General features: G+C 74.1%; 20 protein-coding genes. 12 read left to right on the top strand and 8 right to left on the bottom strand.

The genetic code is table 11. The features are described from left to right. The first annotated feature begins 185 nt into the window (after positions 1 to 185). Entirely contained in the window at positions 186 to 1,838 is a 1,653-nt protein-coding gene (locus ACYP53_RS18590; protein ID WP_459648140.1) for a purple acid phosphatase family protein, read from the top strand. A 96-nt stretch (positions 1,839 to 1,934) separates the two neighbouring features. On the opposite strand, the gene ACYP53_RS18585 is transcribed toward ACYP53_RS18590, so the two are convergent. From ACYP53_RS18585 to ACYP53_RS18565, 5 genes are all read right to left on the bottom strand, one after another. Beyond that, positions 1,935 to 3,422: a cytochrome P450 family protein gene (locus ACYP53_RS18585; RefSeq protein WP_459648139.1), complete on the bottom strand. Its 1,488-nt coding sequence runs from the start codon at positions 3,420 to 3,422 to the stop codon at positions 1,935 to 1,937. 149 nt (positions 3,423 to 3,571) lie between these two features. Then, positions 3,572 to 4,189 (bottom strand): GTP-binding protein, encoded by a 618-nt coding sequence (locus ACYP53_RS18580; RefSeq protein ID WP_189925643.1) that lies wholly within the window; start codon positions 4,187 to 4,189, stop codon positions 3,572 to 3,574. Beyond that, a complete protein-coding gene (locus ACYP53_RS18575) occupies positions 4,170 to 4,529 on the bottom strand; it encodes a DUF742 domain-containing protein (RefSeq protein WP_189925645.1) in 360 nt (119 codons plus the stop codon). Before ACYP53_RS18575 ends, ACYP53_RS18580 begins: the two co-directional genes overlap by 20 nt. Before the next feature lie 71 nt (positions 4,530 to 4,600). Then, positions 4,601 to 4,987 (bottom strand): roadblock/LC7 domain-containing protein, encoded by a 387-nt coding sequence (locus tag ACYP53_RS18570; protein ID WP_189925672.1) that lies wholly within the window; start codon positions 4,985 to 4,987, stop codon positions 4,601 to 4,603. A gap of 17 nt (positions 4,988 to 5,004) precedes the next feature. Next, positions 5,005 to 6,747, bottom strand: a complete 1,743-nt coding sequence (locus ACYP53_RS18565) for an ATP-binding protein (protein ID WP_189925647.1) — start codon at positions 6,745 to 6,747, stop codon at positions 5,005 to 5,007. A gap of 432 nt (positions 6,748 to 7,179) precedes the next feature. Here ACYP53_RS18565 and ACYP53_RS18560 point away from each other — a divergent pair, with 432 nt between their 5' ends. The 6 genes from ACYP53_RS18560 (at position 7,180) to ACYP53_RS18535 (ending at position 11,836) form a co-directional block, all read left to right on the top strand. Beyond that, entirely contained in the window at positions 7,180 to 8,115 is a 936-nt protein-coding gene (locus tag ACYP53_RS18560) for a class I SAM-dependent methyltransferase (RefSeq protein ID WP_459648138.1), read from the top strand. Continuing rightward, on the top strand, positions 8,099 to 8,695 hold the full coding sequence (locus ACYP53_RS18555) for an N-acetyltransferase family protein (protein WP_459648137.1): 597 nt from the start codon (positions 8,099 to 8,101) through the stop codon (positions 8,693 to 8,695). Before ACYP53_RS18560 ends, ACYP53_RS18555 begins: the two co-directional genes overlap by 17 nt. Before the next feature lie 370 nt (positions 8,696 to 9,065). Beyond that, positions 9,066 to 9,215, top strand: coding sequence for a keywimysin-related RiPP (locus ACYP53_RS18550; RefSeq protein ID WP_189925660.1), 150 nt, complete (start codon positions 9,066 to 9,068; stop codon positions 9,213 to 9,215). A gap of 56 nt (positions 9,216 to 9,271) precedes the next feature. Next, a complete protein-coding gene (locus ACYP53_RS18545) occupies positions 9,272 to 11,068 on the top strand; it encodes an asparagine synthase-related protein (RefSeq protein WP_459648136.1) in 1,797 nt (598 codons plus the stop codon). 79 nt (positions 11,069 to 11,147) lie between these two features. Further along, a complete protein-coding gene (locus ACYP53_RS18540) occupies positions 11,148 to 11,405 on the top strand; it encodes a lasso peptide biosynthesis PqqD family chaperone (RefSeq protein WP_459648135.1) in 258 nt (85 codons plus the stop codon). Beyond that, a complete protein-coding gene (locus ACYP53_RS18535; protein WP_459648134.1) occupies positions 11,402 to 11,836 on the top strand; it encodes a lasso peptide biosynthesis B2 protein in 435 nt (144 codons plus the stop codon). The genes ACYP53_RS18540 and ACYP53_RS18535 overlap by 4 nt, the downstream gene beginning before the upstream one ends. A 41-nt stretch (positions 11,837 to 11,877) precedes the next feature. Here ACYP53_RS18535 and ACYP53_RS18530 read toward each other — a convergent pair whose 3' ends face one another. Next, positions 11,878 to 12,759, bottom strand: a complete 882-nt coding sequence (locus ACYP53_RS18530; RefSeq protein ID WP_459648133.1) for a S1 family peptidase — start codon at positions 12,757 to 12,759, stop codon at positions 11,878 to 11,880. A 318-nt stretch (positions 12,760 to 13,077) separates the two neighbouring features. On the opposite strand from ACYP53_RS18530, the gene ACYP53_RS18525 reads away from it, so the two are divergent. From ACYP53_RS18525 to ACYP53_RS18515, 3 genes are all read left to right on the top strand, one after another. Continuing rightward, the gene (locus ACYP53_RS18525) at positions 13,078 to 13,584 is read left to right on the top strand and encodes a SigE family RNA polymerase sigma factor (RefSeq protein ID WP_189922479.1); all 507 of its coding nucleotides are present in this window, start codon (positions 13,078 to 13,080) and stop codon (positions 13,582 to 13,584) included. A gap of 74 nt (positions 13,585 to 13,658) precedes the next feature. Then, the gene (locus ACYP53_RS18520) at positions 13,659 to 14,462 is read left to right on the top strand and encodes a hypothetical protein (RefSeq protein WP_459648132.1); all 804 of its coding nucleotides are present in this window, start codon (positions 13,659 to 13,661) and stop codon (positions 14,460 to 14,462) included. A 157-nt stretch (positions 14,463 to 14,619) separates the two neighbouring features. Further along, positions 14,620 to 15,423 (top strand): alpha/beta hydrolase, encoded by an 804-nt coding sequence (locus ACYP53_RS18515; protein ID WP_459648131.1) that lies wholly within the window; start codon positions 14,620 to 14,622, stop codon positions 15,421 to 15,423. 20 nt (positions 15,424 to 15,443) lie between these two features. Here the strand turns inward: ACYP53_RS18515 and ACYP53_RS18510 are convergent, their stop codons facing one another. Continuing rightward, entirely contained in the window at positions 15,444 to 18,185 is a 2,742-nt protein-coding gene (locus ACYP53_RS18510) for a helix-turn-helix transcriptional regulator (RefSeq protein ID WP_459649785.1), read from the bottom strand. A 441-nt stretch (positions 18,186 to 18,626) separates the two neighbouring features. Here ACYP53_RS18510 and ACYP53_RS18505 point away from each other — a divergent pair, with 441 nt between their 5' ends. Both ACYP53_RS18505 and ACYP53_RS18500 read left to right on the top strand, forming a co-directional pair. Next, positions 18,627 to 19,088, top strand: coding sequence for an SsgA family sporulation/cell division regulator (locus tag ACYP53_RS18505; RefSeq protein ID WP_459648130.1), 462 nt, complete (start codon positions 18,627 to 18,629; stop codon positions 19,086 to 19,088). Between the two features lie 129 nt (positions 19,089 to 19,217). After that, entirely contained in the window at positions 19,218 to 20,669 is a 1,452-nt protein-coding gene (locus ACYP53_RS18500; protein WP_459648129.1) for a WGR domain-containing protein, read from the top strand. 84 nt (positions 20,670 to 20,753) lie between these two features. On the opposite strand, the gene ACYP53_RS18495 is transcribed toward ACYP53_RS18500, so the two are convergent. Next, complete coding sequence (locus tag ACYP53_RS18495; protein ID WP_189922487.1) at positions 20,754 to 21,761, bottom strand: NADP-dependent oxidoreductase; 1,008 nt, start codon at positions 21,759 to 21,761, stop codon at positions 20,754 to 20,756. Between the last annotated feature and the right edge of the window lie 32 nt (positions 21,762 to 21,793).

Genomic DNA, 21,793 nt, shown 5'->3' with positions numbered 1-21,793 from the left:
TGCGGTGTGCGGACCGACCGCGACCGCCGGTGCCGTCCGCGACCGCCAGTGTCGTCCGAGACCGCTGATATCCCGTCAACTCGACGGCCGTCGAACCGGAGCTTTGTCGAAACGATCGTCTTTACGTGTACGTGTCATTAAAGTGACTGCTTGTCGAACCCCCCACTCGGCAAGCGGAGTCCCCCATGACCATCGCACGCAGGTCCATCCTCAAAGGCACGACCGCGGCCGGCGCCGCCCTGGTGGCGGCAGGCCCGACGGCGGCCGCGCAACCCGCGGCCGCCCAACCGGCCGACGACGCCCCCACCAGCCCACTCCTGCAGAGCACCCCGCACCGCAGCGGAGCCGCCGGCGTGGCCGGCCTGCACCTGCAGTTCGGCACCGACCCGAGCACGGAGATGACCGTCTCCTGGCTCACCCCGCAGTCCGTCCGCCGCCCGCTGGTGCGCTACGGCTCGACGGACGGCGGCCTCGGCCGGGCCGTCGAGGCCGAGACCCGGACCTACCGGGACTCGCTCGACAAGGTGGAGGTGTACGTCCACCACGCCCGGCTCAGCGGGTTACGGCCGGGCACCACCTACCTCTACAGCGCCGGCCACGACGGCGCCAACCCCGAGACGGGCACCTTCACCACCGCCCCGCGCGGCCGCGCCCCGTTCACCTTCACCAGCTTCGGCGACCAGGCCGCGCCCAACCTCCGCCGCCTGGTCACCTTCCCCGACGGCATGCCCTCGCCGCTCGGCAAGTGGCCGGTGTTCATGAGCAGCCAGGTCGGCACCGCCGCCTCCGCCGACATCGTCACCGCGGTGGAACGCGTCGGGCCGCTGTTCAACCTCATCAACGGCGACCTCTGCTACTCCTCCTACGCCGGCCGGCACGGCCAGAGCCGCACCGCGACCTGGGCCGACTGGTTCATCAGCAACAGCCGCTCCACCCGGCTGCGTCCCTGGATGCCCTGCGTCGGCAACCACGAGAACGAGGGCGGCAACGGCCCGATCGGCGCGTCCGGCTACCAGGCCTACTACTCCCTCCCCGACTCCGCGGCCTCGGCCGACGAGGAGACCGCGGGCATGTGGTACGCGTTCACCGTCGGCTCGGTCCGGTTCATCAGCCTCGCCAACGACGACGTGGCCATCCAGAACTCCGGCGACATCTACCTGCGCGGCTACTCCGGCGGCGCCCAACAGCGCTGGCTGGAACGCGAGTTGCGGACGGCCCGGAGCAACCGGTCGATCGACTGGATCGTGGTGTGCATGCACCACCCGATGATCTCCAGCTCCATGCACGGCGCCGGCAGCGACCTCGGCATCCGCGAGACCTGGGGCAAGCTGTTCGACGCCTACGGGGTCGACCTGGTGGTGTGCGGGCACGAGCACTACTACGAGCGCTCCCACCCCGTCCGCGGCACCCTGCCCAACGACACCCGCACCCCGGTGCCGACCGAGACCCGCACCGACCTGATCGACACCGGGCGCGGCACCGTCCACATGATCATCGGTGCCGGCGGCAACGCCGCCACCACCCAGGACGACCTCTTCCCGCAGCCCCAGGGCCGGGTGGTCATCGGGCTGCAGGACCCGAAGCCGGGCATGCCCTATCGGGAGTCGGTCTGGCTCACCGAGGACGCGCCCTGGGCCGCCGTCCAGGACCGGCGACACGGCCACGGCTTCGCGGCCTTCGAGGTCGACCCCGGCGACCGCCGCGGCGGCACCACCACCATGAAGGTCACCTACTACACCTTCGACGGGCCGCACGCCGAACTCAGCCCGGTGGACACCTTCACCCTGTACCGGCGGCGGACCGACGGGCGGGGCGGGCGGGACGGTAACGACGGCTGAGCCCGGGGCGGGCCGGTGCCAGGAGCCCTCGAGAGTCCGGCACCGGGCCGCCTGACTCGTAGGGCTCCTGACTCGTCCGCCCCCGACCGTCCGAGCTCAGCGCCGGAAGAGACCGGTCAGCACGTCCCACCAGCTGCGCCGCTGCGCCGGGACGGCCTGGCGGACGGGCCCGGCCGTCCCGCCGGCGCCCGCGGCCGCGGCCTCGATCCGGGCGGCCCGCTCGGTGTCCGCCCGCCGCTGGGCCTCCGCCGCCACCGCGGCCGCCCGCTCGGCCTCGGCGACCGACTCCGGGTCCGGCTCGATGTCGCGCGGGGTGAACTCCACCGGCAGCGCCGTCAGGTGCCGGGAGATCCAGGCCGAGCTCCAGCTCAGCTCCTCCTCCGGCACGGCCAGCCGGACGTCCGGCAGCAGGGTGAGCAGGATGTCGATGCCGGCCTCGGCGACGTGCCGCCCGATGTCCTGGCCCGGGCACTCGTGCGGCCCCGCGCCGAAGGACAGGTGGGAGCGGTTGCCGTACAGCGGGGTGGCCAGGTCGGGACGGACCACCGGGTCGACGTTCCCGGCCGCGAGCCCGAGCAGCAGCAGGTCCCCCGCCTTGATCTGCTGCCCGCCCAGCTCGGTGTCGGCGGTCGCCCAGCGGCCGGCCACCAGGGACATCGGCGGGGAGTCCCAGAGCACCTGGTCCAGCGCCTCGCCCAGGGTCATCTGGCCGCCGGACAGATGGGCCCGGAAGCGCGGGTCGGTGAGCACCATCTTCAGCGAGTCGGCGATCAGGTTGACGGTGGTCTCGTTGGCGGCGAGCAGCACCACCCGCAGGTGCTCCATCACCTCGTCGTCGGTCAGCCGGGCCGGGTGCGCCAGCAGATGGCTGGTGAGGTCGTCGCCGGGCGCGTCGCGCTTGATGGCGATGGTCCGGCGCAGGCCGGCCACCACGTACTCGTTGCTGGCGATGGCCGTCTCGGTGCCCTTCATCAGGTCCCGGGCGGCGTTCACCAGTTGCGGGCCGTACTCGTCGGGCATGCCGAGCAGCTTGGTCATCACCAGCATCGGCAGGTGCTCGGCGAACTGGGTGATCAGCTCGGCCCGGCCGGTCGGCCCCACCACCTGGACCAGGTCGGTGGTGAAGCGCCGGACGTGGCGGCGGATGCCGCGCCGGTCGAAGCGGTTCAGGCCGTCCAGCACGGCGCCGCGCAGCCGGCGGTGCTCGTCGCCGTCCGCGAACACGCAGATCGGCTGCCAGGCGATCACCGGCATCAGCGGGGAGTCCATCGGGAGTTCGCCGGTGCGGAACGCCGTCCACAGCCGCGAGTCGCGGGAGAACAGGGTCGGGGTGCGCATCGCGGTGATGTTGGCGCCGTGGCCGAGGATCAGCCAGGCCCGGTGGTCGCCGTGCAGCAGCACCGGGGCCACCTCGCCGTAGTCGGCGCGCAGCTTCTCGTAGAGGCCCGCCGGGTCGGCCTCGGCCTCCGGACCGTACAGGCGCCGCAGGCCACCGGGGCCGATCGGGCCGACGGGGCCGTTGGCGTGCGCCGGGCAGCCGGGCGGCGGGGTGGGGACGGCGTCCTCGGGGAACGGGGTGCTCACAGGGTCTCCGGTCGAAGGGGTCGGTCGAGGCGTTCGGTCGGGGTGGCTCGCGTCTGGGTGATGCGGGTCGGGTGACTCGGGCCGGGTGACCCGCGTCGGGGTGGCTCGGGGAAGGCGGCCCGGGGCAGGTGGCCCGGGCCGGGCGCGCGTCAGCGGGCGGGCGGCGCGGCGAGCTCGTACAGGTAGTGCATCAGCGTCATCAGGGTGTCCCGGCTGGACTCGCGGCTGCGCGCGTCACAGGCGACGATCGGCACCCGGTCGGGCAGGTCGAGCGCGCCGCGCAGCTCGTCGAGCGGGACGGCCGGTGCCTCGGGGAAGCCGTTGACGGCCACCACGAACGGCACGCCGCGTTCCTCCAGCCGCCCGATCACCTCGAAGCTGACCTCCAGCCGGCGGGTGTCCACCAGGACCACCGCGCCCAGGGCGCCCTCGAACAGGCCGTTCCAGAGGAACCAGAACCGCTCCTGCCCGGGGGTGCCGAAGACGTACAGCACGAGCCGCTCGCTGATGCTGATCCGGCCGAAGTCCATGGCCACGGTGGTGGAGGTCTTCTGCTCGACCCCGGTCGGGTCGTCCACGCCGACCCCGGCCTGGGTCATGGTCTCCTCGGTGGTCAGCGGGCGGATCTCGCTGACCGAGCCGACCAGCGTCGTCTTGCCGACGCCGAAGCCGCCCACGATCACCACCTTGACCGCGGTGGTGACGGTGTCCGGCAGCAGGTCCGTGCCGGCCGGGCCCACCACCGTGTCAGAGCCGCTGTAGTCCATGGATCACCGCCTCCAGGAGGGCCCGGTCGGGAAGTTCCGCCGCCGGAACGGCGGCCCGGGCCTCGATCAGTTCGTCGTCGAGCAGGTCCGCCAGCAGGACGGTGACCACGCTCGTGGGCAGCTCCAGGTAGGCGGAGACCTCCGCCACCGAGAGCGGGGAGCGGCACAGCCGCAGGATGGCCGCGTGCTCGGGCTGCAGGGCGGGCGTCGGCTCCGCGCGGGAGACGATCAGGGTGACCAGGTCGAAGACGCCCGGCCCGGACGGACCGCTGCGGCCGCGGGTGATCACGTACAGGCGGTCGGGCTCGGGGCCGTCCCAGCCGCCCTGGTCTGCCGTCATGCATCCGCCTCACTGTGCTCGTTCATGTGCCCGTCCCGCCGCTCGGCGCGGAGGTGGGGCCGGGGGCCGCGTCACACGACCACCTCGGGATTGCGCGGCGGGGTGGACAGGTGCTCGCCGATCCGGGCCACCAGGTCACGCATCTGGTGGCTCACCAGCCCGGCGTCCACGCCCTCGTCGGCGAGCACCGCCAGGTAGGCGCGGTCGCCGGCCGCCATCAGGTAGAAGTAGCCGCCGTCCACCTCGATCACGACCAGCCGCATCGAGCCGTCGCCGTGCGGGAACTCGTGCCCGATCGCGCCCGCCAGGCTCTGCAGCCCGGCGCAGGCGGCCGCGAGCCGGTCGGCGGTGTCGGGGTCGGTGCCGTACTGGGCGATCCGCAGCCCGTCCCCGGACAGCACGATGACGTGGCGCACGCACGGGACGCTGTGCGCGAGGTCGTTGAGGATCCAGTCCATGTTGCTGCGGTGCGGAATCACTGCTCGCCTTTCCCTGCCGTGTCTTCACTGGGGTGTCCGGAACTCGGGTGCCCGGTCCCGGGCGCACCGGCCCGGTCGGCCGGACCGGCGGACGGCCCGGGCCCGGTGCCCTTGATGCCGTCCATGAACGCCTCCAGCCACAGGCCCGGCTGCTTCGGTTCCTTGGCGGGGCGGGGCGCCTGCGCCGCCGGGCCCGGCACGGGCCCCGCCGTCGGACCGGCGGGCTGCGCGCCGGCGGAGCGCATGCCGGTGGACTGCATGCCGGACGACTGCATCCCGGAGGACTGCGCGGACTGCGGCCCGGTGGCCGCGGTGCGCGAGGGCGGGGCGAAGGCGCGGGTCATCGGCGGGCGGCGCCGCCGCTGCGGCAGCCCGTTGGCGGTCCGCTCGGTCACGATCACCTCGTCGTCCCCGGCCGGTGCCGCCGAGGCGGGCGGCGAGCCCCACGGGCTGGTCGAGCCGTAGGACGGGCCGACACCGGCCGAGGTGGTCCGGGCGCCCCACGGCCGGGCCGGCGCCGCGTGCCGCGGCGGGCTCGGCGGGAGCGGACGCGGGCCGGAGAAGGCGCCGATGCCGTGCGCCCGGCCGGTCGGGGGAGCGGTGGTGAGCAGTTCCTGCGGCACGACCAGCACCGCGCGCACACCGCCGTACGCGGAGCGGCGCAGCGACACCTGGAAGCCGTACGCCTGGCAGAGCCGGCCCACGATGGCGAAGCCCAGCCGGGGGGACTCGGTGAGGTCGTCGAAGTCCTTGGAGACCATGGCCTCGCGCATCGCGCGCTCGGCGCGGGCCGTGGCCTCGTCGGTCAGGCCGAGGCCGCCGTCCTCGATCTCGATCGCCATCCCGCTCTGCACCTCGGAGGCGCTCAGGTGCACATGGGTGTGCGGCGGGGAGTAGCGGGTGGCGTTGTCGAGCAGCTCGGCGACGGCGTGGATCAGTGGTTCGACCGCCGGGCCGGTGACCGAGATCTGGGCCACCGGGTGCAGGTCCACCCGCTGGTACTCCAGGATCCGGGACATGCCGCCGCGCAGCACGCTGTAGAGGGCGATCGGCCGGGTCCACTGGCGGCCGGGGCGGGCCCCGGACAGGACGGCGATACTGTCGGCGAGGCGGCCGGTCAGGGCGTTGCCGTGGTCCAGCCGCAGCAGGTCGTCGAAGACCGCCGGGTCGTTGCCGTGCCGGTCCTCCATCTCCCGCAGGTCCTTGGCCTGCCGGTGGATGATCGCCTGGACCCGGCGGGCGATGTTGACGAAGGCGCGCTCGGCGGAGTCGCGCCGGCTGACCTCGTCGTCGACGGCGACCGCGATGCCGCGCGCGACGGACACCAGGGACTTGCGGAACCGGGGCGAGACCGCCACGGCGTCCTGCTCGATCGGGTTCAGCAGGACGTCCATCGAATAGCCGTACCGGGCCCCGGACACCACCCGGCGCAGCTCGACCTCCGCCAGCCGCGCGAGCTCGTCCTCCTGCCCGGCCAGCCGGCGCTGGAGGTCCTCCACCTGCCGGGCGCCGCGGTCGCGCAATTCGGCCAACGCCCGCCCCCGGCGGGCCGACTCGGCGGCCACCACGGCCACCAGCACGGTGCCCGTCGCCCCGCACCACAGCACCCCGGCCCGGGCCCCGGCCGACACCACCGCCGCGGCGCACGCCACCGCCGCCGCCATCACGGCCGTCGGCAGCAACCAGCCGAGCAGGGGCGCGGGGCGCCGTCTGGCGGGTGACGATCCAGCTCGAAGCATTCAGCATCCTCAAAAACGATCGGAACAGTGACGGGGACGGGACGGCGACCGGCTCCGGAGGCGTGGTGCTGCAGCATAGCCAAGTTCAGGACAATCCTGACCGAAACTCAAAAATACTGTCTCTCAACCGACTTGTGGCAACTTGCCGGACATGACCGACATCTCGCACACCAGTCCCGCTCCCGGGCGAACGCCGCCCCGCACCAGGCTTCTCGCCCCGCCCTCCCCGCACCGCCAACCCGGCCCGGATTCGCCCATGCGAAGGGTTTCCCCGCCAAGTCCCGGCGCGCCGAGACGAGTTCGTGCTAGGCGAGGCTCGGAGTCGATCCGTGATCACCCATGTGGGGGATCATGCCGCCATGAGCAACAGATGTTGCTCTGCCAGGCAACGATCATTGACGGATCAAGGCGGGGGTCCCTACAGTGCAGCCCATGGAGACGGGCGATCTTGGTCGGCGGGTGGCGGAGGATGTGGCCGGTGGGGGTGGTGTGGCGGGGTTGCGGCGGTTGTCGGAGGTGATCGGGGCCCTGGAGGAGCGGAGGACGGAGCTGGTGGAGGAGTTGCGGCGCGGGCGGGAGGCGACCTGGGAGGAGATCGGGCAGGCCTGCGGGATGACCAGGCAGGGGGCGACGCGGCGGTGGGCCGGGCGGCTGCGGGCGCGCTCCTTCGGGGTCGCGGCGGCCGCGTACCAGGCCGGGCGGCCGGGCTACCCGCAGGCGCTGATCGGCTCGGCGGTGCCGAGGGAGGCCCGCCGGGTGCTCGATCTGGGCGCGGGTACGGGCAAGTTGACCCGGCTGCTGGTCGACGCGGGCCTGGACGTGGTGGCCGTCGAACCCGACGGGGGGATGCGGGCGCAGCTGGCCGCGGCGGTGCCGAAGGCGGCGGTACGGGCGGGCTCGGCGGAGCGCGTCCCGCTGCCGGACGGGAGTGTGGACGCCGTCGTGGTGGCGCAGGCCTGGCACTGGTTCGACCCGGCCGTCGCGGTGCCGGAGATCGCCCGGGTGCTCGCCCCCGGCGGGACGCTCGCCCTGGTGTGGAACGTCCGGGACGAGTCCGAGCCGTGGGCCGCCGAGCTGGGCGCACTGATGCACCGCTCGACCCGGCAGCGGATCGACACCGAGCCGGTCCTGCCGGCGCCCTTCGGCGCGCCCGAGCGGCTGGAGATCCGCTGGGAGCACGCCACCACGCGGGCCGGGATCGTCGACATGGTCGCCTCGCGCAGCTACGTCATCGCGCTGCCGGAGCCCGAACGGGCCCGTCTGCTGGCCGACGTCGAGCGACTGCTGGTCACCCACCCGGACCTGGCGGGCCGGGACGCGATCGCCCTGCCGTACGTGACGAGGTGCACCCGTGTCCGCCTCGGCTGAGCCCACGCCCGTAGCCACGCCTGTAGCCGAGCCCGTAGCCGCGCCCGGCCCCGAGCCCGTCACCGTCCGCCGCCTGGGGCGCGCGGACGCCGTGCCGTACCGGGCCTTCCGGCTGGCGGCCCTGCGCGAGACGCCGAGCGCCTTCACCTCCAGCCACGCCGAGGAGCGCGCCAAGCCGCTGTCCGCCACGCTGGAGCGCCTGGCGGAGGCCGAGGACGGGCCGGGCGCCCTGTTCGGCGCCTTCGACGGCGCCGGCGTGCTGGTCGGCGCCGCCGGGCTGAAGGTGGCGCGGCGGAGCCAGGAACGGCACAAGGGCACGCTGTACGGCATGGCGGTGGCCCCCGAGGCCGCCGGGCGCGGGATCGGCCGGGCCCTGGTGGGCGAGGTGCTGCGGACGGCCGCCGAGGACGGGCTGCTGCGGCAGGTGCTGCTGACCGTCTCGGAGGGCAACGAGGCGGCGCTGCGGCTCTACACCGCCTGCGGGTTCGAGGTCTGGGGCCGGGAGCCGCGGGCCGTGCTGGTCGGCGGGCTGGCGGTCGCCAAGCTGCACCTGGTGCGGCTGCTGGACACCGGGCGCTGACCGGTCGCCCGGGCCGCCCGGCCGGGAGAATGCCGCTCCGGCGGGTCCGGAAATTTCACCCGATTTCTGTTCCTGGAAGCGCTGTTGGTGAATCAATGAATTCAGCGAACGCCCGCTCCAGCGTTCTTGCCCCCCGCCTCGCCGGTTATCCGGCAGGGTTGCCGGTTGCCGACTGAAGAACCCGTGGGTAGTGTCTGTCTCTGCGTCAGGGAGACCGCCACGGGGGTGTGTTCATGGTCCGGCACGCATTTCACGACAGCTGACCGGACATCGGTCATGCGCATATCGATCCCCCCAGGCGGACGTGGAACGTTCTGTGAGCGTTCCTTCCCGCGCGGACATGTTTCGCACCATGAGGGAGGAAAAGGTCATGGACAACAATTCCGTGGAGACCGCTGAGCTCCAGGCTTACGAGACCCCCGAGGTCTTCGAGGTGGGCTCTTTCAGCGAGGACACCGGCTACATGGGCTTCGTCGGCGGCGAGCCCTGGGTGACCAGCATTCCGCGTAGCTGGTGGTAGAACCGCGCCACGGGTGACGTGGCGCGCTGATCCGCGAAGAAGGGGGAGACAGTCCGGTGGATTTCGGTGAGCAGTACTTCGTGGTCCTTCCGGACCAGCAGAGGGCAGTCGCCGCCGCCGACCGGCTTCCCCCGGACGCCACGCCGCTCATGTCGCACCCGTCCGGCCGGCCGTTCCTGGCCGGCCGGACCGGTGCGGGGCAGTTCCTGAAGGCCGAGGCGGGGGAGACGGCGCTCGCGGTCGTGGGTGTCTGCTCCGCCACCCAGGCCGAGCTGGACGCCGAGGCGGCGCGCATCACCCACCCGTCCCAGCTGGACGGGGCGGCGCTGCGCTGGTCGGGCAGCTACCACCTGATCGCCTCGGTGGGCGGACGGCTGCGGGTCCAGGGCACGGCCTCGGGGCTGCGCCGGATCAGCCACGGCAGCTCGGACGGGCTGACCGTCGCCGCGGACCGGGCCGACCTCCTCGCCGAACTGATCGGCGCCGAGCCGGACCGGGGCGCCCTCGCGCTGCGCCTGCTGGAGAACCTGCCGTACCCGCTCTCCGAACGCCCGCTCTGGAAGGGCGTCGAAACCGTGCCGCCCGGCAGCTGGCTGTCGGTCCCGGCGGACGGCCGGGGCGCCACCGTGCACGCCTGGTGGCGGTCGCCGGAGGCCGAACTGCCCCTCGCCGAAGCCGCGGTGGCGCTGCGCACCGAGCTGGCCGCGGCCGTCGACGCCCGGCTCGCCCGCACCACCCGGCTGACCGGCGACTTCTCCGGAGGCCTGGACTCGACCTCGCTGATCGCCCTCGCCGCCCGGGAGACCCCGGTCGTCGGGTTCACGATGGCCAACGACGACCAGGCCGACGACGACCTCCACTGGGCCGAGCTGGCCGCCGCCGAACTGCCCCACCTCGAACACGTCGTCTTCGGGACCCACGAGGTGCCTGGCTCCTTCGCGGGCCTGACCGGACTCGACGCCGTCACCGACGAGCCCAGCCTCGCCCTGCTGAGCGCGCCCCGGCTGCACGCCATGCGGCGGTTCGCCGTCGACCGCGGATCCACCCTGCACCTGGACGGTCTCGGCGGCGACCAGGTGCTGACCGGCCACTTCGCCCACTACCACGCGCTGCTGCGCCGGCGTCCGCTGACGGCCCTGCGACGGCTGCGCACCATCCGGCTGCTGAGCCGACTGGACGTCGGGGCCTCCCGGCGCACCCTGCTGGACGGCAGCTCGTACCGCTCCTGGTTCACGGCCGAGCTGAACGCGCTCGCCTCGGGGCGGGACCGGCGCCGCAACCGGGTCTTCGACTGGGGCGGCGGGCTGGCCTTCCCCGAGTGGCTGACGGCGGAGGCCAGGGAGCTGATCCTGGCCGAACTGCGGCCCGCCGCCGAGCGCGCCCGGCCGCTCGACCCGAACCGGGGCCGGCACGCCGACCTGGCGGCGGTCCAGGACGCCGGGCAGCTGGTCCGGTCGCTGCACCAGGTGGTCGCCCAGCCGGGGTACAGCGGCTCCTCGCCGTTCCTGGACGACCGGGTGGTCGCGGCCTGCCTCGCGGTGCGGCCCGAAGAACGCGTCACCCCCTGGGAGTTCAAGCCGCTGATCAAGAGCGCCATGGCCGGCGTACTGCCCCGGCGGGTGCTGGATCGGCGCACCAAGGCGGACGGCGCGATGATCGCCGCCGAGGGCTTCGCCCGGCACCGGCTCGAACTCGACGAGCTCTGGCGGACCTCCGCGCTGGCGGAGTCGGGGCTGATCGACCCGGCGCCACTGCGCGCGCTCTGCCGCCGCCCGTACGCGACCGCCACGCACACGGGGCGGATGCCCGTGGCGCTGAGCGCCGAGCTCTGGGCGAGGGACCGGCTCGCCTGAACCCCGCTCGGCTCCCTGCCCCTGCCCCTGCCCCTGCCCCTGCGCCTCCGCCCTACCACCACGAGAGGGAACCACCGGCATGACCTTCGCGCTTCACCCGGACGTGTCCACCGCCGACACCGAGTACGGCATCGTGCTGCTGGACGGCCGGGACGGCCGGTACCTCCAGCTCAACGGGACCGCCGCCACGGCCTTCCGGGCCCTGCTCGACGGCGGCACCGTCGAGCAGGCCGCCGAGCGGCTGACGACCACCTTCGACGTCGCACCGGACCGGGCCGGCCAGGACGTCGAGCGGCTGGTCGCCAAGCTGGTCGCGCTCAAGGTGGTGGCCCGGTGAGTGACACGGTGGTGCCGGTCAGGACCGGCCCGAAGCTGACGATCCGTCAGAAGCTGCTCGCGAAGTCGGCGGTGGGCCTGGCCCGGCTGCTCGCCCGCAAGCCGCCGGCCAGGATCCGGGTGCTGCTGGCCCGGCTGAGCAAGGGCGCCCGGCCGGCGACCCACGCCGAGGCGGAGGCGGCACGGGACGCCGTCGTCGCGGTCAGCCTGCGCTGCGCGGCCTTCGAGGGCTGCCTGCCGCGCTCCCTGGCCACGGTGCTGGTCTGCCGGGCCCGCGGCACCTGGCCCACCTGGGTGGTGGGGGTCCGTGCCCGGCCGCCGTTCGGCGCGCACGCCTGGGTGGAGGCCGAGGGACGGATGGTGAACGAGGGCGTGGACCCGGCGTACTTCCGCAGCCTCTTCACCGTCGGCGTGCCCGGCGACCGGCCGTAGAGCCGGCCGCCGGGCACGCCGACCCCGCTCTGGGGGGGCGGTCAGTAGACGCTGACGCCGTACCTGGCGAGCGCCTCGTTGACCGGCTGGAAGAAGGTCGTGCCACCGCTGGTGCAGTCGCCGCTGCCGCCGGAGGTGATGCCGAGGGCCTTGGCGCCGTCGTACAGCGGGCCGCCGGAGTCGCCGGGTTCGGCGCAGACGTTGGTCTGGATCATGCCGCGGACGGTGCCGCCGTCGGAGTAGCGCACGGTGGCGTTGAGGCCGGTGACCGTACCGCCGTGCGTGCCGCTGGTCGATCCGGTGCGCTTGACCGACTCCCCGACGTACGCGTTCGGGGCGGAGGTGTAGCCGCCGGTGTGGCTCAGCGAGCCGTTGTCGTAGCGGACGAGCGCGTAGTCGTTGCCGGGGAAGCTGGAGTCGACGGTCGCCCCGATCAGCGTGGTGTGACCGGAGTTGGTGTACCAGGTGCTCGCGACGTTGCCGCAGTGCCCCGCGGTGAGGAAGTAGTACGTGCCGCCGCTCACCACGTTGAAGCCGAGCGAGCAGCGGTACTGGCCGCCGTAGACGGCGCTGCCCGCGCCGAGCAGCGGGCGGAAGGTGCCGGGGGAGCGCTCGATCCGCATGGCGGCGTCGGGGCCCGCGGCCTGCCTGAGCCTGGCGATCGCGGCCGGGGAGACGGTGTCGTCGGCGGTGACGACGACCCGGCCGGCCGACTGGTCGACGTACCAGGCGATGCCGTTGACGTCGGCCCGCTGCACGGCGTCGCTCACCGCCGTGAGCCGGGCCGCTCCGGTGGGGGCGGCGGGCGCGGCGACCGCACCCGGCGCGGCGACGGCGGTGGCGGACAGCAGTCCGACGGCGGCGGCGAGCAGTCGGGTGGTCCTCGCGGTGCCGGTGTGGGGGGTGGTGCGCGTGGTCCTCACTGATCTCCTCCTGGGTGTGGGGGCCGTGAGGCGCGGTCAGGGAGTGCGCGGACACCCGACGGTGCCCATGGGGGAGCCACCGCGGTGATCTGCCCCTGACAGGCGCTGACGGGAAGTATGAGCAGGCCCGGCGGGTGCCACAAGGCCCCGGACGCGGCCTGCACACCATCTCGACAATCCGCCGGGCCGCAGCCGGGCCGGCGTCGGGCCGGCGTCGGCGGAGAATCGGGCGGCCCGCCCGCGCGACATTCCGCGGTCTCACGTAGTCATCAGGGGTATGCACGAAGATCACAGCATGAGGGAACGGGCGGGAACCGAGTGAAGTCAGCACAGGAGGCCGCGTACGTGGAGTTCGTGGCCGCGAGGGCGAAGGCGCTCTACCGCTCGGCGTACGTCCTCGCGGCCGGGGACACGCACCTCGCCGAGGACCTGGTCCAGGAGACGCTCGGCCGGGTGTACGTGCACTGGAAGCGCGTGTCCGGGGCGGACAGTCCGGAGGCCTACGCCCAGACGGTGCTGGTCCGCACCTTCCTCAGCCTGCGGCGGCGCCGCAGCTCGACGGAGCGCCCGACCGGGGACCTGCCCGACGGCGCGGCGAGCGGCCCGGACACGGCGCTGCGGCTCACCCTGCTCGACGCGCTCGGGCAACTCCCGCCCCGCGACCGGGCGGTGCTGCTGCTGCGCTACTGGGAGGACCGCAGCATCGAGGAGACCGCCGGGATGCTCAGACTGAGCAGCAGCGCGGTCCGCTCCCAGGGCACCCGGGCACTCGCCAAGGTGCGCGCGCTGCTCGGCGACAGCCTGTCCGACCTGGTACCGCGCTGAGCACCGTGCCCGCAGGTCGAGACCACCACGAAACCCCCGTCCGTGACAGCGAAGACAGAGAAGGTGACACCGGCATGCCGTTCGAAACGGACCTCGCACGCGCCTTGGACCGCACCACCGACCCCCTCGAACCCGACCTCACCGCGCTCCTGGCCGGAGCCGTCGACCGCGGGCGCAGCCGCCGGCGCCGGCGCACCGCGGGCCTCGTCGCCGGGGCCGGGGTCGGCGCCTGCGCCGTGCTCACGGCAGCCGGCCTGGTCCTCTCCGGCACGCTCCCCGGGTTCGGCTCCGGCGGATCCGACCTCGAACCGGCGGCGCAGTCGGCGCCCCGTTCCGTGATCACCGGCGCCCAGATGATCCAGACGCTGGAGGCGACGTTCCCCGGGGCCCGGTTCAGCCAGCAGACCGGGCAGGACAACAACCCCTCGGACCCGTCCAGCGGGGCGGTCGCCAACGGCGGACTGGTCGTCGACGACGGACAGGGCGCCGCCACGGTCGGCATCTCGGCCGTACGGCTCAGGCTGCCGCTCCGGGACGGCGACGGGCTGGGCTGCGACCAGAAGCACACGCGCGGCGGCGACACCTGCACGATGAGCGAGCTGCCGAGCAGCGCGGCGATCCCCGGCGGGGCCCTGGTGATGTCGGAGCAGAACGCCTCCCACCAGCCCGCCCAGGCCGACACCCCCCGCCGCTGGACGGTGACGGTGACCCTGAAGTCGACCGGCGCGCAGCTCCAGCTGGTGCAGTGGAACACCGCCCTCGGCACCGGCCCCGGCACGGTGAAGCCGACGCGTGCCGCTCCGCCGCTCTCCGAGCAGCAGGCGGTGGCCGTCCTCACCGGGCCGGTCTGGGCACCGATCCTCGCCGCCGTGGGCTGACCCGGGGACGGCACGGTGGCTCAGCCGGCTTCGGCTCCGGAGGTGTTCCCGGACGCAATTAAGTCATTCGACTGTTTCGGTGCCGCCGTTCCCGTTCGATCCTGGCCGGGTGCCCACACGTCGGTGCTGGGCGGTCATCACACCTGGAGGCCCCGCAGTGCCCGGAACACCCGTCGTGTTCGTCCATGGAGCGTGGTTCCACGCACTGTGCTGGGAGGCGTGGGCCCAGCGCTTCACGGCCCGGGGCTTCACCGTGGTGGCCCCGGGCTGGCCGGGCGAGCTCCCGACGGCCGACGAGGCGCGGCGCCGCCCGGACCGGCTCCCGGACCTCGGACTGGCGGCGCTCACCGAGCACTTCACCGGCGTGGTGGGGGAGTTCGACAACCCGCCGGTGCTCATCGGGCACTCGGTGGGCGGGCTGGTCGTGCAGCGGATGCTGGCGGACGGCCTGGGGCGCGCGGCGGTGGCCATCGCCTCCGCGCCGATCAACGGCGTGCCGCTGCCGAGCCCGCTCGCCGGGCCCGGGGCGCCGCCGGAGGAGAAGGCCGGCCGGGAGGGTGCGCAACTTCCGCTCTCCGCAGGTCAGTTCCGGCACTTCTTCGCGAACACCTCGGACGAGCGCGGCGCCGCCGAGCTCTACCAGCGCTACGCGGTCCCGGCCCCGCGCCGGCTGATCACCGAGGTGGGCGGCGGCCCGTCCGCGCTGACCACCGTGGACGTCGGCCGACGGGCCCGCGGGCCGCTGCTGCTGATCTCCGGCCAGGAGGACCTGCTGGTGCCCGACGCGGTGACCCGCGCCGTCTACAAGCAGTACGGCGACTCCACGGCGGTGACCGAGCTCAAGCAGTTCGCGGACCGCAGCCACTCCCTGGTGGTGGACAGCGGCTGGCGCCCGGTCGCGGACCACGTCCTGGAGTGGCTGGCACGGCAGGACATCCGGGCCGTCGACTCCGGGGCGTAGGTCGAGCACACGTGTGCGCCTCACCCCGCGCCGGGGGCCGGGGCACCGCCGAGCGCGTCGCGCAGGGCGGCCCGTGAGGTGATGCCGAGCTTGGGGAACACCCGGTACAGGTGGGAGCTGACCGTCCGGGGGGACAGGTGCATCCGCTCGCCGATCTCCTTGTTGGTCAGGCCCCCGGCGGCGAGGTCGGCGATCCGGTGCTCCTGCCAGGTGAGGGTGGCCAGGTGGGCCGAGGAGGCCCGGGCGGGCAGCCCGGAGGTGCGCAGTTCGCCGCGGGCCCGCTCGGTCCAGGCAGTGGCGCCGAGCCGCTCGAAGGCCTCGGCCGACTGGGTCAGCGGCCGCCGGGCCGCCGCCGGGCCGCGGGCGAGCCGGGCCCGGTAGCCGTGGGCGAGCCGGATGCGGGCCAGCTCGAACGGGAAGCGGTCGGCGTCCGGCAGCGCCTCCACCCGCTCGAAGAGCCGGGCCGCCTCCTCGGCGTCCTCGGTCGTCATCGCCAGCGCGCCGTACGTCACCAGCGCCAGCCGGGGCGAGATGTCGGGCAGCCCGGCGTCGCGCGCGGCCAGCGCGTGCCGCCGGGCCTGCTCGGTGCGCCCGGTGTGCAGGGCCGCCTCGACCAGGTCGAGCAGCGTCCGGGACGCCTGGTGAGCGTACGGCGTGAACGAGCCCGGGGTGGTGATGCCGATCGCGTACAGGTAGGCGGTCTCGAAGTCGCCCTCGCTGAGCGCGGCGATCGTGCCCACCGAGTCCGTGATCTGGGTGAGGAACCCCACCCCGCGCGGCCGCGCCCAGGCGTCCACGGCGGCCTGCAGCTCGCGGGCCCGCTCCAGCCGGCCGCGCATGGCCGCCACGAGCGCGAGGTAGGCGCGGCTGTGGTGGGCGAAGAGGTCGTGGCCGTGGCCCGTGGCCAGTTCCAGGCCGCGCAGCCCGGTCCGCTCGGCCTCGTCCCACTCGCCGAGGGCCAGCTGGTCGAGCATGATCAGGTGCAGCATCGTCATCCCGGCCGACATCACGCCCGTCGCCACCTCGCGGTCGACGACCCGCTGCAGGTACGGCCGGTACGGGCCGAGGACGTCCAGGTGGTAGGCGGCGACACCGAGCCGGGTGACGTCCCAGAGCTCCAGGTCCCGGGGATCGGCGAACGCGGCCTCCAACCGCTCCCGCACCCCGGCGCCGTGCCGCACCACATCGCCCCAGGCGTCGCGGTAGATCAGCGAGCGGGCCGGCACCAGGTCGCCCAGCCGCTCCAGGAACTCCCGGGTCTCCTGCCACGCGGCGCCGTCGCTGCCGTACTGACAGATCGCCAGCAGCAGGGTGATCAGCCGGGGCGCCGTCTCGTCGCCCTCCCGCGGGCCGTCCGCGTGCAGGGCCTCCAGCGCGGCCATGACCCGGCGGCGCGAGGACCGCACCTCCCCGTCCTGGTACAGCGCCAGGTAGGCGGCGGCGAGCACCGCGGCGGGTGATTCGCCGCCGCCCGGGACGAGGTCGGCGTGCGCCAGCCGCTGCGCCCGGTCGAGCAGCCCGGCCTGCCCGGCGAGGAACGCCGCGTCGCCCAGCCGCCGCGAGCGGTCCGCGTGGTTCTCGCTGAGCTCTGCGGCCCGGGTCAGCCAGGCCACGGCGGCCACCGCGCCGCCGCGCCGGGTCGCGGACTCGGCGGCCGCCTCCAGGTCGGCGGCGACCCGCTCGTCGGGGTCCAGCGTCGCGGCCGCCAGGTGGGTGGCGCGCCGTTCGAGGTCGTCGCGGTGGAAGCGGGCGAGCGTCGCGTGCGCCGCGCGGCGCTCGTTGGGGGTCGCCAGCTGGACGACGGTCGAGCGCACCAGGGGGTGGCGGAAGACGAAGTCGCCGCTGATCGGGTCGATGTCCAGCAGGCCGCGGACGGCCGCCTCGTCGGCGTCGGCCATCCGGTAGCGGGCGCCGCGGGCGTGCCCCGCGGCGGGCCCGGCCGTCACGCCGTCCAGCGCCCCGCGCAGCAGTTCCGTGCGCACCGCCCCGTCCAGGGCCTCGATCCGGGTGCCGTAGACGTACTGGAGGCGGCGTGGCAGCGGGACGCCCGGGTAGTCCGGCGCCTCCTCGGCCCCGTGCGCCGGCCGGCCCCTCAGGTACGGCGGCAGCTCCAGCAGTGCCAGCGGGTTGCCCTGCGCCTCGTGCAGGACGACCCGGCGCAGCTGCGGGTCGAGGCCGGGGTGCCGCCGGTCCAGCAGCACACCGGCCTCCTCCTCCGACAGGGGGGCCACGGACAGTTCGGGCAGGGCCGCGGTGTCCAGCCGGGACGGGATGTCGGAGCGCAGCGCGACGAGCAGCTTCACCGAGCCGCCGCTGAGCCGGCGCCCGGCGAACCCGACCACCTCCGCGCTGGCGGTGTCGAACCACTGCCCGTCGTCGAGGACCAGCAGCAGGGGCTGCTGCGAGGCGGCCAGGGACAGCAGGTCGAGCACCGCGATGGCGAGGGCCATCACCGACGGCGGCTTCTCCTGACTACGGCCGAACACGACGTCGAACACCCCGCGGTAGCCGTTGTCGAGCCGGCTGAGCTGGGGGAGCAGCGGGTGCAGCAGCTGGTGCAGGCCGGCGAACGGCAGGTCCGACTCGGCCTCGACACCGGTCGCCCGGATCACCCGGTGGCCCCGCTCGGCCGCGAGCCCGACGGTGTGGTCGAGGAGCGCGCTCTTGCCCACACCCGTCTCGCCCTTGAGTACCAGCGCCTGCCCCTGCGGTGACGTCACGAAGGACGACAGCACGTCCCCCTCGTACCGGCGGCCGACCATCGTGCGGACGGTCCTGACCGGCTGGTTCACGGGCTCTCCCTACGACTTCGGTTGCACACGGGAAGCCCAGCGGCTGCCGTGTCCTCCGGTCAGTTTCCCACGGGCGAGCAGGTGTTCCGATCACGTTTTCGGCCGAGGTGTGGGGCGGGAAGCCGGTGGGGGTGTCGGTGGGGTGTCGGCGGAGGTGTCGGCCGGCCCGGCTCACACGTGGGTGTGACCGACGCGGGCACGGCGGCACACCCGTCATCTGACGGTTGCTCCCGCCGTCCGGGCCCGCCGAACGCCCCGGTCAGGCCGGCGGAGCGGAGGGTGACGTACGGAAACCGTGGGTCAAGTGACGGATGCCCCGGACCGGCCGGTGGCGGAAGAGTCGGGGGACGGCCGGAACGTCGGGAGACGGCCGGGACCAGGAGACCGGAACGAGGAAAGGGGAGCACCGCCATGAGCGGCGAAAGGCTCGGACACGGCGGCTGCCGCGAGGTGCCGAAGGGCGTCCACGCGCTCGCCCTGGACGTCCACCGGGTGCTGGGGCGGACAGCGCGCCAGCCGCTACGGGCGGAGTTCCGCTTCGACCCGGCCACCCCGGACCTCGTCACCCTCACCCTCACCCCGCCCCGCGGCCGCGCCGTCACCTGGCGCATCGGCCGCGGGCTGCTGCACCGCGGCCTCACCGAGCCCAGCGGCGAGGGCGACGTCCGGATCTGGCCGCTGCCCGGTGAGCGCGGCGCCCTGGCCTGGCTGCGCCTGGCCTCCCGGGAGACCGGCGCCGTCCTGGAACTGCCCGTCGGCGAACTGGCCGAGTGGTTCGAGGAGACCGATCGCCTCGTCCCGCCCGAGCGCGCCCGCGAGGCCGCCGAACGCGACTGGCAGGCCTTCCTCACGGAGCTGCGCACCGACCGGTGAGCCCGGCCGTGCGCGGCCCGGGGCGGGCCCGGAAGCGGACTGTCGGTGCCGGGGCATAGCGTGTTCCACGTCGGCGGGCCGGAGCAGCCCCCGCGCCTCCATCTCCGTTGTCCGAAAGGGGCTTTCGCCGTGTCCGTCGCCGTGGAAGAGCAGGTCACCTACCTCGAACTGTCCGAGGACGAGGGGAGTGCGCACAAGTTCTACGAGGTGCGGCTCGCCGGGACGGTCGTGACGGTCCGGTACGGGCGGATCGGTGAGCCGGGGCAGAGCAAGGCCACCGGCTACCCGACCGCGGAGAAGGCGGCCTCGGCGGCGGCCAAGAAGGTCGGCGAGAAGGTCCGCAAGGGCTACGCGCCCGCCGTGCGGGGCGTGCGCCAGCGCCGCGCGGTGACCAGGCGCCAGATCGTCAGCAGCCGCTCCACCGCCCGTCAGGCGCCGCTGCTGTGGCGGTTCCGCTCCGGCTCGCCGGCCTTCGGGATCTTCGTCGGCGAGGAGCACGCCTGGGTCGGCAACGAGCGCGGCGACGTCTACACCCTCACCCACGACGGCGAGGTCACCGCCCGCTACGGCCTCCCGGACGGCGTCAAGTGCATCGTCGCCGACGACTGGTGGATCTACGCCGGCTGCGACGACGGCAAGGTGTACGACCTGGGCGGCAAGGTCCCGCGGGTCGCCTACGAGATAGCCCAGGACGTCGACATCTTCTGGCTCGACATCCACGACGGCGTGCTCGGCGTCGCCGACGAGCGCGGCGGACTGACCACGGTGGACCACGAGGACGAGTTCCAGTGGCGCCGCCAGGCCGACGGCCGCGACGGCTGGATGGTGCGCTGCGACGCCGACGGCGTCTACCACGGCCACTCGCGCGGCGTCGCCCGCTACGACAACCGCAGCGGCGACCCGCGCTGGCACACCCCCACCAAGGGCGAGGTGCTGTTCGGCTGGCAGGAGGCCGAGGAGGTGTTCGCCGGCACCGGGCGCGGCTGGGTGCACCGGCTGCGCAAGTCGGACGGCTCCGAGGTGGCCTCCTACCGCTGCGACGCCGCCGTCTTCTCCTGCGCGGCCTCCCCGGACGGCGAGTACGTCTTCGCCGGGGACAACCACTCCTCGGTGTACTGCTTCGCCGCCGACGGCACCCGGCTGTGGAAGCTCGCCACCGGCTGCGGCTCGGCGTACAGCATGCAGTACCGGGACGGCCGGCTCTACCTGGTCACCACCGACGGCTCGCTGGCCTGCCTGGACGCGAGCGAGCAGGCCGTCCGGGCCGCCGAGGACGGCACCCTGCCGAAGACCGCCGAGGTGAAGGGTGCCGGCTGGGAGCCCGTGCTGGCCGGTGCGGCGCTGGAGACGGTCGAGGTCACCGCGGTCGGGGCGGCCGGCGGCGGGATCGAGGTCGAGTGCGTCCAGGACGGCGCCCGGCTGCGGGTGCGGGTGGTCTCCCAGGGCTTCGACCCGACCTGGCGGGTGCAGTTCCCGAAGGACGTCCGGGTCGCCGGGGCGCGCTACCTGGTCGCCGAGGTGCGGGAGTCCGCCTCGGGCGGCTTCTACCGGGCCCGCGGCGAGATCAAGCGCCTGCTCTGACCGGGTCCTCGGGCGGCCGCGGCCGGGGGGATCCGGCCGCCCGAGGATTCCTGTCCCGCCGAGGCGGGACCAGGTGAGGCGGGATCAGGCGAGGCGGAGCACCAGCTTGCCGGTGTTCTCGCCGCGGAACAGCATCTGGAAGGTCTCCGGGAAGTCGTCCACGGTGCCCTCCACCACCTGCTCCTTCACGGCGATCCGGCCGTCGCCGATCCAGCCCGCGATCTCGGCGGCGGCCTCCGCGTACCGGCGGGCGTAGTCGAACACCACGAAGCCCTCCATCCGGGCCCGGCGCACCAGCAGCGCCAGGTAGTTGGACGGGCCCTGGACGGCGCTCTCGTTGTTGTACTGGCTGATCGCGCCGCAGACCACCACCCGGGCGTGCAGGGCGAGCGAGGTCAGCGCGGCGTCCAGGACCGGACCGCCGACGTTGTCGAAGTAGACGTCGACGCCGTCGGGGGCGTGGGTGCGCAGCGCCTTGCGGACGTCCTCGGCGCGGTAGTCGATCGCCGCGTCGAAGCCCAGCTCCCCGGTGAGCAGCGCGCACTTCTCGGGGCCGCCGGCGATGCCGATCACCCGGCAGCCCTTCACCTTGGCGATCTGCCCGACCATGCTGCCGACCGCCCCGGCGGCGCCGGAGACGAGGACGGTCTCGCCCTCCTTGAGCGCCCCGACCTCCAGCAGCCCGAAGTAGGCCGTCATGCCGGGCATCCCGAGGGCGCCGAGGTAGGTGGACAGCGGCGCGAGCGCGGGATCCACGGTGATCGCGCCCTTGCCGTCGGAGAGCGCGTACTCCTGCACCCCGAAGGCCCCGACCACGTGCTCCCCGACCGCGAACCGCGGGTGGTTCGACGCGACGACCTCGACCACCGAACCGGCCCGCATCACCTCGCCCAGCCCCACCGGCGGCAGGTACGAGGGCCGGTCGTCCAGCCACCCCCGCATCGCCGGGTCGAGCGACACGTACTTCGTCCGCCCCAGGAACTCCCCGTCCCCGGGCACCCCCACCGGCTCGCTCCCGTGCCCCCAGTCCTCCGCCCGGACCTCCCCGACCGGCCGACGGGCAAGGCGGATCTGACGGTTGACTGCGGTCATGACGTCTCCTGGTCACACATCGGGGCTCTGAA

This window comes from Kitasatospora sp. Ki12 (assembly GCF_054601375.1).
This window is presented reverse-complemented; position numbering and strand designations above follow the sequence as displayed.